This is a genomic window from Clostridium sp. TJA085 (assembly GCF_058310235.1).
Window position 1 is genome coordinate 63,647 of record NZ_JBZEEZ010000004.1, and the last position, 12,475, is coordinate 76,121.

The 12,475-nt window shown below is 27.2% G+C and carries 11 protein-coding genes; 1 reads left to right on the forward strand and 10 read right to left on the reverse strand.

Annotation, left to right across the window (positions count from 1 at the left end):
* Positions 1-12: 12 nt before the first annotated feature.
* The 8 genes from AC4FQW_RS10775 to udp all read right to left on the reverse strand — a co-directional run bounded on the left by AC4FQW_RS10775 (position 13) and on the right by udp (position 9,695).
* The gene (locus tag AC4FQW_RS10775) at positions 13-1,017 is read right to left on the reverse strand and encodes a FecCD family ABC transporter permease (protein WP_491149016.1); all 1,005 of its coding nucleotides are present in this window, start codon (positions 1,015-1,017) and stop codon (positions 13-15) included.
* 3 nt (positions 1,018-1,020) lie between these two features.
* Entirely contained in the window at positions 1,021-2,037 is a 1,017-nt protein-coding gene (locus AC4FQW_RS10780) for a FecCD family ABC transporter permease (protein ID WP_303129530.1), read from the reverse strand.
* A gap of 69 nt (positions 2,038-2,106) precedes the next feature.
* Entirely contained in the window at positions 2,107-3,045 is a 939-nt protein-coding gene (locus tag AC4FQW_RS10785; RefSeq protein WP_491149019.1) for an ABC transporter substrate-binding protein, read from the reverse strand.
* A gap of 557 nt (positions 3,046-3,602) precedes the next feature.
* Positions 3,603-4,790: an acetate/propionate family kinase gene (locus AC4FQW_RS10790; RefSeq protein WP_303129532.1), complete on the reverse strand. Its 1,188-nt coding sequence runs from the start codon at positions 4,788-4,790 to the stop codon at positions 3,603-3,605.
* Between the two features lie 411 nt (positions 4,791-5,201).
* Positions 5,202-6,677: a catalase gene (locus AC4FQW_RS10795; RefSeq protein ID WP_303129533.1), complete on the reverse strand. Its 1,476-nt coding sequence runs from the start codon at positions 6,675-6,677 to the stop codon at positions 5,202-5,204.
* A gap of 68 nt (positions 6,678-6,745) precedes the next feature.
* The gene (gene zupT / locus AC4FQW_RS10800) at positions 6,746-7,549 is read right to left on the reverse strand and encodes a zinc transporter ZupT (protein ID WP_303129534.1); all 804 of its coding nucleotides are present in this window, start codon (positions 7,547-7,549) and stop codon (positions 6,746-6,748) included.
* 118 nt (positions 7,550-7,667) lie between these two features.
* Positions 7,668-8,858, reverse strand: a complete 1,191-nt coding sequence (locus tag AC4FQW_RS10805; protein WP_491149022.1) for a phosphopentomutase — start codon at positions 8,856-8,858, stop codon at positions 7,668-7,670.
* Between the two features lie 24 nt (positions 8,859-8,882).
* The gene (udp, locus tag AC4FQW_RS10810; protein ID WP_303129536.1) at positions 8,883-9,695 is read right to left on the reverse strand and encodes a uridine phosphorylase; all 813 of its coding nucleotides are present in this window, start codon (positions 9,693-9,695) and stop codon (positions 8,883-8,885) included.
* A gap of 221 nt (positions 9,696-9,916) precedes the next feature.
* Between udp and AC4FQW_RS10815 the strand changes: the two genes are divergently transcribed.
* A complete protein-coding gene (locus AC4FQW_RS10815) occupies positions 9,917-10,657 on the forward strand; it encodes a GntR family transcriptional regulator (RefSeq protein ID WP_491149024.1) in 741 nt (246 codons plus the stop codon).
* A gap of 170 nt (positions 10,658-10,827) precedes the next feature.
* Here AC4FQW_RS10815 and AC4FQW_RS10820 read toward each other — a convergent pair whose 3' ends face one another.
* Together AC4FQW_RS10820 and AC4FQW_RS10825 are read right to left on the reverse strand one after the other, a co-directional pair.
* Positions 10,828-11,448: a hypothetical protein gene (locus AC4FQW_RS10820; protein WP_491149138.1), complete on the reverse strand. Its 621-nt coding sequence runs from the start codon at positions 11,446-11,448 to the stop codon at positions 10,828-10,830.
* Between the two features lie 142 nt (positions 11,449-11,590).
* On the reverse strand, positions 11,591-12,469 hold the full coding sequence (locus AC4FQW_RS10825) for an ROK family protein (protein ID WP_491149026.1): 879 nt from the start codon (positions 12,467-12,469) through the stop codon (positions 11,591-11,593).
* Positions 12,470-12,475: the final 6 nt, after the last annotated feature.

A 12,475-nucleotide genomic window follows, 5' to 3' on the forward strand; every position in this document is an offset into this window, starting at 1 on the left:
TTTATTCCTCCATTATTCTGACAACATTAAATAAAGAAAATACGGAACACCTATTATAGCTACTAAAATTCCTACTGGAACTTCTATTGGTGCTAGTAAATTTCTTGAAATTGTATCTCCTATTAGTAAAATTAAAGTTCCAATAAGTGCTGCTATTGGTATAAGTGTATTATGATTCGGACCAACTAATTTTCTTGCAATATGTGGAGATATAAGTCCCAAAAAAGATATACTTCCTGCAACAGACGTTGCAACACCAGCCAATATAACTGCATAAATAATTAATTTTCCTCTTTCTCTTTCAACATTTATTCCAAGATTAATTGAAACTTCATCACCTAAATTTAATATATCTAAATATCTTGATTTATATATTGTAAGAGTCATAAATACAATTATTAATGGTGCTATTGCCATAACATATTTCCAATTTGAACCCCATATACTTCCCTGTGTCCATGCCATTACTCTATTGAATTCTTGTGTAGTAAATTTTAATTGGAATATAGTAAGTATTGATGAAAAAGTTATGTTAATACCTATTCCTACTAAAATCAATCTTGAAGAACTTATTCCATTTTTCCATGCTAAAATGTAAATTAAAAATGCCCCAAATAAAGCTCCTGAAAGTGCCACTATTGGCATAGTAAATATGGTAAAATTACTTACACCTTCATAAACATTACCATTCATAAAAAAAATATATACTACTACAAAAAGTGCAGCACCTGAGTTTATTCCAAGTATTCCTGAATCAGCCAAATCATTTTTAGTAACTCCTTGAAGTAACGTACCTGCTGTTGCAAGTGCTGTTCCAACTAATAATGCAATTATTATTCTAGGTAATCTAATGTCAAATATAACTATATTATGACTTTTACTTCCTTGTCCTATTAGTGTTTTTATTACTTCTAACGGATTCATAGAAAAAGATCCAAGGTTTAAGCTAATTAAAAATGTAGCAAAAATTAAAGCTATTAAAATTAACAATATAAATATATTTTTTTTATTTCTCATTAATTACCTCTCTCCTTTTCTAATTAAATATATAAATATTGGAGCTCCAATTAAAGCTGTTAATGACCCTACGGGTGTTTCATATGGTGGATTTATCATTCTTGATATAATGTCCCCATATACAAGTAATACAGCTCCAACTATTAAAGAAGTAGGTATTATATATTTAAAATCTGAACCAACTACTTTTTTGACTATTTGTGGAACTATAAGACCTACAAAAATAATATTTCCAGCTACAGCTACAGATGCTCCAGTTAATAAAATTACTATAAAAATAGAAATTAATCTTACTCTATTAGTATTTTCACCAAGACCTATTGCAACTTCTTCACCTAAACTTAAAATTGTAATCTTAGGCGAAATTATCATTGCTAATAAAACTCCAATAGTTCCAATAATGCTTAATAAATAAACACTCTCCCATTTTACCCCAATTAATCCACCTGATATCCAGAAACTTAATTGTTGTGATAAATTAAAATACATTGCTACTCCAACAGCTAAAGATATTAATAAAGTTCCTATTGCAGTTCCAGATAAGGCTAATTTTACAGGATTAACTTTTCTAGTTGTTCTTGAACTTATGAAATAAACTAAAACTCCACTTATACTTGCTCCAAAAAATGCAAATATCATAAGTCCAAAACTTCCTATAACTAATTTGGGATTTAATATTTGTAAAGCAAAAGCCATAGATATAGTAAAGGTTGCCCCTTGAGTAATTCCCATTACTGAAGGATCTGCTATTGGGTTTCTTGTTATCCCTTGTATTATAGCTCCTGAAACTGCTAAAAACCCTCCAACTAATGCAGATACAAGAGCCCTAGGTATTCTTATATCTCTTATTATTTTTATATTTACATCATCTCCATTATTGAATATGCTTTTTAAAATTGTAAATAAATCTATTTCTTTAGCTCCAAATGATATAGAAATCCAAAGTCCTAGTAACAATAAAATCGTTCCTATTACTATCAAGCTATATGTATTTATCTTCCTCTTTCTTTTTTTATTCATTTAGCCTCCTAAACTATACTTATAAACTTATAATTAAGAAGGTGGCTTCTATTATTGCCACCTTCTTAATTATTTTAATAATTCTTCTTTAATTGATTCTAAAATTAATTCTTTTCCTATAGGATTATATACTTGAGTAAAATATGGACTTGTATTAAGCATTACAACATTTCCATTTTTCACTGCTCTTATTTGTGACCAAACATTACTTTTATCTAAATCTTTTTTATTTGATTCATCTGCAATTACAACAATATTATCAGCATCTATTTTAGTTAATCCTTCCATAGTAACTTGTGGAAGCGTTATATTATCTTGCTTTGGCATATTTTCAGGTCTAGATAACTTCATATCATCATATAATATTGAACCTATACCAGCATCAGTAAATACTAAAAATGACCCTTGGCTAGCAAGTACTGGTAAATATGTTTCTTTTGCATTTTTAGCTATTACTTCTTTTCCTAATTCTTCTGCTTTTTTATCATAATTTGAAAGCCATGTATTTGCTATATCCTCCTTTTCAAATAACTTTCCAATATCAGTTAACCTACTTCTCCAATCATTTGCATAATCTTTTATCATAATTGTTGGAGCTATATCTTTTAACTGATCATAGATTTTTTCTTGTCTTTCACTCATTATAATTAAATCTGGATTGCAAGAAAGTATTGCTTCCATATCCATAGTTTCCATCATTGAGTGTCCTACAACTTTAGTTTCTTTAAATTTATCGCTCATATAACTTGGAACCTTAGTTGTGTCATACGAGTCTATATTAGCTGTTCCAACAGGAGTATATCCTAAAATTATTAAATCTTCACTACTTCCTGATATATCAACTATTCTTTGAGGGTTTGTTGGTACTTCAATATCTCCTTTTAAAGTACTCACAACCCTTTTTACTGATTCTTTATTATCTTCTTTACTTATGTTTCCACATGCAACAAATGTAGCCATTGATATAACCGATATTGCTACCAAAATTAACGATTTTAATTTCTTCATTAATATATTCCTCCTAAATTACAATTCCTTTTTAAATGATAATGAATATCATAATCGTAAAGTAATTATATATTTATTTTATCTATCAGTCAATTATTATCACAATTTATTTTCAAAGTAATATTTTCCATATTTATTTTTTATTATTTTTTCAATTAAGCTATAATATCTTCACATAATATTCCCTATAAATATAAAATATTAAATTAATTTCATAAAAAAAAGATAGCCATTTTTAATAACTATCTTTTTTATCACATATAAATTATAGAAATAAAATTAAAATTTATCTAATAATATTATTCTATAAATTCATTCAAAATTTATATTTAAATTCCTACTAATTTCTAAATAATACTATTATCTTTTTTCATATAAGCCTTATATTATTATAAAATTATTTTTAAACAACTATTTATATATAATATAATTTAAATTAATTAACTTAAAAATATAAATTTTAATAACACTTATAATTAAATATTTATAAAAAACTCTATAACAAAGTTATAGAGTTTCTTAAAAGAACATTATTAATAAAATATTTTGTTTTTAAATTAAATAAGATTTGCAGTTTCTTTAGCAATCATAAGTTCTTCATTAGTTGGAACAACATAAGCTTTAACTTTTGAATTCTCTGTTGAAATTTCTCTTAACTTTCCTCTTACTTTATTCTTTTCTCTATCTAATTCAATTCCTAAAAACTCTAAATCTTTTAAACATTCTTCTCTAGTTTCTGGTGAGTTTTCTCCAACACCTGCTGTAAATGCTATTGCATCTACTCCACCCATAGCAATAATATATGATCCAATAAATTCTCTAATCTTATAGTGGAATATATCTAAAGCAAGTTGAGCTCTTTCATTTCCTTCTGCTGCGGCATCTTCAATATCTCTGAAATCTGAACTTACTCCTGATATTCCTAAAACACCTGAATCTTTATTTAAAGAATTATTAACTTGTTCCATAGTATATCCACATTCATTTACTAAGAAAGGAATTATTGATGGATCTATATTACCTGATCTTGTCCCCATTGGAACTCCAGCAAGTGGTGTGAATCCCATTGAAGTTTCTATACACTTTCCATTTTTAACTGCAGCTAAGCTAGCTCCGTTACCTAAATGACAAGTTATAATTTTTAAGTCCTTTATATCTTTACCCATTGCATCTGCAAGTTTTTGTGATACATACTTATGTGAAGTTCCATGGAATCCATATTTTCTTATTTGATGTTTATCATATAAATTATAATCAATAGCATATATATATGCCTTCTTAGGTAATGTTTGATGGAATGCTGTATCAAAAACTCCTACCATCGGAACATTTGGCATTAATTTTTGACATGCTTTTATTCCTATAATATTAGCAGGATTATGAAGTGGTGCAAGTGGTGATATTTCTTCTAAATATTTTATAACATCTTCATCAATTACAACTGACTCTGAATATCTTTCTCCTCCATGTACAACTCTATGTCCAACAGCTTTTATTTCATCTAAACTTGATATTACTCCAATGTTTTCATCTATTAATGCTTTAAGAACTAGTTCTATAGCATCATTATGATCTTTTATTGATTCTTCTATAATACTTTTTTCACCATTTTTTTTATGAACTAATCTAGATCCTTCTAACCCAATTCTCTCTACTAGACCAGTAGCTATTGCTTCCTCATTTTCCATATTTATTAATTGGTACTTCAAAGATGAACTACCACAATTGATTACAAGTACTTTCATATTATTAACCTCCAATAAATTTACAAAATAAAATATAAGTAATCCTCCCTAAAAGCATTAAAAGCCTTATTATACACCCTAATGTAAGCCTTTACTTGTAACCTATTGTAACTTCTGACTTATTCCATGTCAACATTTTCATTAGAAATTTAATATTTTTAAAGATAATATTTTAAAAATAATTAAAAATATTATACTTTTTATTTTATTTTTAATATAGTCAAAAAATTTAATATATTCTTACTATTATTTTACATCAAAATTTAAAATTTATAAAAAAGATGCTTATATATTTATAAACATCTTTTCAAAAATATATTTTTTTAATAATATCTAAATTAGTCAAATTATATTAATTATGTCATAGTATACATATATTATTAATAATTACTTAAACAGTTTTATACTCTATTATAATTCTTTTAAATTTAACCCTTCACTAACTCTCCTACCAAATTCAGGATCAACATTTTTAAAATTTTCTATAGCCTTTAATTGTATTTCGCAATCTACTTCCCACATATCTGCTATTATATTATCAATCAATGTTTCTCTTTCTTTTTCACTCATAGTTCTAAATCTCTCACCAGCTTGTTTAAAATTATCATTTTTGTCTATTTCTTCTCTAACTACATATCCCTCAACAAACTTTGGTTTTTGATGACCTTGTGGATAATCAATAGGCTTATTATTATTTAATTTATTAGGCTTATAATTAACTTTACCTTCATTATAATAATATCTCATTTGTCCATCTTGAGTATTATTTATAACATCAACTTTAGGCCTGTTTATAGGTAACTGTTGAAAATTAGAACCTATTCTATGTCTTTGACTATCTTTATAAGAAAATCCTCTTCCTTGTAATAACTTATCTGCTGATAATTCTATACCAGGGACTAAATTTGCTGGACAAAAAGCTATTTGCTCAATTTCTCCAAAGAAATTTTTAGGATTTTCATTCAAAGTCATTTTACCTACATCAATTAACGGAAACTTATCTTCTGGCCAAGTTTTTGTTGCATCCAAAGGATTAAAATCTAATGATTGTACTTGACTTTCTTTCATAATTTGCACTTTAAATTTATATTCAACTACATTTCCTTTTTCTATATGCTCATATAAATCTCTTACTGCTACATCAGGATCTAAACCTGCAAGCATCTCTGCTTCTTTTCTATCAATAGTTTTTACACCAAGAAGCGGAACCCAATGGTATTTTATAAACACCCTTTCTCCTTTATCATTAACCCATACATAAGTATTTACACCAAATCCCCCCATTGTTCTATAGCTTTTTACAGTTCCAAGATCCGAAAAAAGAAAAGTTATCATATGAGTTGACTCTGGACTACTTGAAATAAAATCCCAAAATCTATTTTTATCCATTAAATTATTATCAGGAGATGGTTTAAATGAATGTACCATATCCGGAAATTTCATAGCATCTCTTATAAAAAATACCGGTATATGATTACCAACTATATCTAAAATACCTTCATCTGTATAAAATTTTGTTGCAAATCCCCTTGGATCCCTAAGCGTATCAGCAGAGCCTCTAGCCCCAATTACTGTTGAAAATCTTACTGCTACTGGTATCTTCTTACCTACTTCAGTAAAAACTTTTGCTATAGTATATTCTTTCATTGACCTAGTTAATTCAAAATAACCTTTAGCTCCAGCTCCTTTAGCATGAACTACCCTTTCTGGTATCCTTTCTCTATCAAAACTTGCTAACTTTTCAATTAAATTTAAATCTTCTAATAAAGCTGGTCCATTTTTTCCTACAGTTAAAGAATCCTTATCATTACTTATTGGGTTACCTACATTATTAGTCATATATTTATCTTCATTATTGTAACATCTCTTTGATCTATGTTTTCCCATATAATCCTCCTATTTATATATTTATAATTAATATATAAATAGAACTTAAACTATATTACTACTTCTGATTAAATAAACATTATTAAACTTATTGCCATTACAGCCATTCCTGCAATTAATCCATATATAGATATATGATGTTCCCCATATTTTCTAGCTGTAGGCAACAATTCATCTAATGATATAAATACCATAATACCTGCAACAGATGATAAAAGTATACCTAATGTTATATCATTTATGATATTTCTAAGTAATGTGTAACCAATTATTGCTCCTAGAGGCTCTGACATACCTGAAAGAAATGAATATAAAAATGCTTTTTTCTTATCTCCAGTAGCATAGTAAATAGGTACAGACACTGATATTCCTTCAGGAATATTATGAATAGCTATTGCTATTGTTATTGGTATTGCTAAACTTACATCATTTAATGCAGAAACAAATGTAGCAAGTCCCTCTGGAAAATTATGAATTGTAATTGCAATAGCAGTAAAAACTCCAGTTCTTAAAAGAGATTTATTTTTATTAATTTTATCTTCATTTATATCTTCAATTTTTTTAATTTCATGAGGATTTTCTTCACTAGGAACTAACTTGTCTATAATTGCAATTATAAAAATCCCACAAAAAAATGCTATTACATTAACTATACTGCCAATTTTCTCCCCTAAAGCTAATACAAGAGATTTATTTGCTTGTTGGAATATTTCTATCATAGAAACATATATCATTACACCTGCTGAAAATCCTAAACTTAAACACAAAAATCTAGTATTAGTCTTTTTTGCAAAAAAAGCTATAAAACTTCCTATCCCCGTAGCTAATCCAGCTATTAATGTTAATAAAAAAGCTGTAAATACACTATTCATTCTACCACCTCATTTCTAATTGAAAATTATTATCAATTATACTATTAGAATTGTTTTTTGTCTATATTAATATATTAAAATAAAAAAAGAGAGTAACTATAGCTACTCTCTTTTTTTATTAGTCTAACTTGTTTAATACTGATTCTCCAATAGTTCCTTCTGGCATTTTTACACCAAAGTTATCTGCTATAGTAGCACCTATTGTTGCAAAAGTATTTGCATCCTTTAATAATCCATCGCCTTTCATTGAAGGTGAATATGCTAAGAATGGTACATATTCTCTTGTATGGTCTGTTCCACTATATGTTGGATCATTTCCATGATCTGCTGTTATTATTAATAAATCATCATCATTTAATTTATCTAATACTTTACCTAAATTAACATCAAATTTTTCTAATTCTTCAGCATAACCTTTTGGATTTCTTCTATGTCCCCATAGTGCATCAAAATCAACTAGATTAACAAAACATAATCCATTAAAATCTCTATCCATTATTTCTAATGTTTGTTCCATTCCATGAACTGAGCTTTTTGATTTATTTCCTTCTGTAATTCCTTCACCATCAAATATATCTTTGATTTTTCCTACTGAAATTACATCAAAGTTATTATCTTTTAATTCATTAAGGACAGTTCTTCCATATGGTTTTAATGCGTAATCATGTCTATTGCTAGTACGCTTAAATGCTCCTTTTTTATCTCCAATGTATGGTCTTGCAATTATTCTTCCAACTTTCCATTCATCTTTAAGAGTTATTTCTCTTGCAATCTCACAACATCTATATAACTCATCTAATCCAAAAGTTTCTTCATGACCACAAATTTGAAGTACAGAATCTGCTGATGTATAAACAATCATATCTCCTGTCTTCATTTGGTGTTCTCCAAGTTCATCTAATATTTCTGTTCCACTAGCACTTTTATTTCCAACTATATTATGACCAGTTCTCTTTGATAATTCATCTAATAATTCTTTAGGAAATCCCGTATCAGTGAATGTTTTAAAAGGTTTTGTAATGTGTAAGCCCATCATCTCCCAGTGTCCAGTCATTGTATCTTTACCAACACTTGCTTCACCCATTCTCATTTGATATCCTAAAGGTTTTTCTACTTTATCAACATGCTTCACTTTATGAAGATTTGATATTCCCATCTTTTGTAGATTAGGAATTTTAAAACTTTCTACTGATTCAGCTATATGTCCAAGTGTATCTACATTTACATCACCATATTTTTCTGAATCAGGCATAGCTCCAATTCCTAGTGAATCAATTACTATTGTAAAAACTCTTTTATATTTTCCCATATTGAAAATACCTTCTTCCTGCGTCTATTTGCTATTTTCTTTATCTAATTTAATTAAATTTCTTATTGCTTCTACTGCTACCTTTATAGCTCTTTCTGTATCATGAACTTGAACATTTTCAAGTCCTCTCTTTTCTCTTTCTTGGTTTGCTACAGTTAGGAAAACAGCTCCTGTTCTAACTCTTAAGTAACTTCCTACTATAAATAATGCTGCACCTTCCATTTCTGAAGCTAAACATCCACATTTAACCCAAGCATCCCATTTATTTAACAAATCATATCCTATTGGTTTTGTTTCTGGTGAATGTTGTCCATAAAATGAATCTTTTGATTGCGCTACTCCAACATGATAAGGAGCTTTTAATGTTTTAGCTGCTGAAACTAAAGAATTAACTACATCTAAGTTAGCTACTGCTGGGAATTCTATTGGAACATATTCTCTTGTTGTTCCTTCTGCTCTAATTGAACCTGTTGCTATTACAAGATCCCCACCTTTTACATCAAGGTCCATACCACCACATGTACCTACTCTTATGAAAGTATCAGCTCCACAATTAACTAATTCTTCTAAAGCTATTGCAGCTGATGGACCACCAATACCTGTTGATGTAACACTTACTTTAACACCATCTAAATATCCAGTGTAAGTTACATATTCTCTGTTATCTGCAACAAGTTCAGCATTATCAAAGTATTTAGCAATTTTTGCACATCTTTTTGGATCTCCTGGCATAATTACATATCTTCCAACTTCTCCTGGTGCTACTGCTATATGATATTGTCTATCAGAACCTTCTGTATAAATTAACTTTTTATTAGAATTTTGTTCATTGCTCATTTTTATTGCCTCCTAAAACTTAAAACTTTAACTTGTCTATTTTCTTGTATGATTTATATATAAATAATATCATGCACTATAACCCTTGTCAATCGTTTACACTTTTTTTCATTTTTTATATTTGCTATTTTTTTAAAATATTTTATAATTTATATTATAGAAAACAAATACTTAAAACAAACTTGTATGTAACTTGTCCGATTATTAGAAAGGTTGATTTAATGGATACTATTAATATAAATGTAATAGACACTGCAAAAGAACTACGCTATGTAACTGTTTATAATAAACTTTTTAAAATGATAACAGAAGGTTCCTTTTCTGAACATAGTAGACTTCCATCTGAGCCTGATCTTGCTAAAACTTTAGGTGTAAGTAGAAGTACACTGCGTCAAGCATTATCATTGCTTCAAGATGATGGTCTTATAAAAAACATACGTGGAAAAGGTAATTTTATAACAAAAAAATCATCAGCTCCTAAAATAGGTCTTGAAAAAATAGGACATGTTATCTATAAATGCTTAGACCATGAAATTGATAATATTGAATTTGATTTAAAAATACAACCACCTTCAGATTATTTTGCAAAAATACTTGGAAAAGAATCTGTAGCTACTGTTGGAATAGATAGATGGTATATTCATAAAGGAACCACTATAGCTTATATCTTTACAATAATGCCAATTGAAGCAATATCTTCTTTTAATCTTAATTTAAATAATAAAAAAGAGCTTTTAAATTTTGTTGAAGAAAGAGTTTATAATGAATGCACCGATGCCTTAGTTGATATAAAATTTTCAACAGCCGGTAGCTTCGTAACAAAAAGTCACTCTATTTCTTGTGAAAAACAATTTTATTTAATAGAAGAAGCTATTTATAAAAACAATAAATACCCAATAGTATTTAATAAAAATTATATTCCTATGCAGTATGCAGATATAAAATTTCATCCAATAAAATAATAATTATTAATAATGAAGAAGATACTATCATAAACAGATTTAATTATTTAATGACAGTATCTTTTTATTTATCTTTTAATTATTTTCAAAATTCTTCTTATTTTAAACTTTAATAAACTATTCTTTTTAATTTATTGCGTATTTCATTTTAAAATAATATATTTATATTTTTATCTTTTTTCTACCTTAAATCCATCTTTTTTATTGACTACTTTTATTTTTAACTCATTAATAAGTTTTTCCATACTTTTAACCTGATTTACATATTTTATATTATTTTTGCTTACTAATTTTTCTATCATGGTTATTATATCTTTCTTTTCTTCTTGAGATAACTTTATATTATTTTTTATTAATTCTCTATTTATATAAGTTAAAGTAGTCCATATTTGATCACTTTTTATATTATTTATATCCATAAGAACCCACGTAAAGTTTTTTCTTCTTTCTTTTGCAGGATATGCTTTTTTAAAAAACTTAATAAAGCTCTTTTCCTTTTTTGGATCTTTATCTTTAACTAACTTTCCAAGTTTTCCTTTAAGTGTATTTTTTAAATACATCATAGTATTTGGCTTTATTGCATTTCCCATCGCTTCTATACATTCATAAATATAGTTATAAGTTTCTTGTATCTTTTCTGAATCTACATCTTCTTGCTTAAAAACACTTGTAAGTTCTATATATTCTAATATAGTCTTTTTAGAATTTAATTTTTCTCCATATAACTCATTTAAAAGTTCTTCTGCTCCTAAATTATTTATAAGTACTACATCTATTAATTCTTTATCCATAGTTTTCTCACTTTCTTTTTTAATATTAAACATAAAATAGATTATAACATTTTATAATTATTTATAATATATAAATTTTAAATAACTTAATTTTAAATAAAAAATAGAAAGTACAATTAATTATACTTTCTATCTTTATTATTTAAAGGTTAAAGAAATTATAAGCAGCGCCAATTAAACCTGCATCATTTTCATGCTTACACTTTTCTATTTTACATTCAACAAAGTGCCACCATGGTATTTCATTAAGTGCTTTATTTAACTCATCTATTAAGTCTTCTCTAGCACTTACCCCTCCACCTATTAAAATTTTTTCAGGATTTAATATTGAAGAAACATTATATATCATTCTTGCAATATTTCCATACCACTCTTTAATAATAGCTTTTATATTTTCATCATACTCAGCTTCCTCAAATATCTTATCTCCAAGTATCTTTTCTTTGCTATCTATATTTTTGTATTCCTTATACATATTAATTAGTGCTGTCATAGATGAATTTTCATTTAATCTTTGATAATTTTTCTTATCTTTTGTTATCATATAACAAAACTCACCGCCCTTAAATTGCTTACCTCTAATCAAATTATCATTTAAATAAATTCCTCCACCTATTCCAGTACCTATAGTTATACATATAAAATCTTCACATTCTGATGCATTTCCATTAAACTTTTCCGCTAAAGCAACACAGTTTGCATCATTTTCTACCTTTACAGTAAAACCACTTTTCCATTCTAAAACATCTTTTAATCTATAATTTTCTATAAATCTTAATGCACTACAAGCTAATGGAATACCTTCTTTATTATTTATAAAACCAGGCATGCTAATAGATACACCAAAAATATCTTTATTGCTTTTATATGAATCTATTATTTCACATAACTCATTTACAAAACCTTCTATACCACTTTTATTAGTTGTCTTTTTTCCACTATCTAAAATATTTCCTAAATGGTCAACTAATCCATATTTAATAAAAGTTCCTCCAATATCTATAGAAACTATTTTTTTCATAAATGT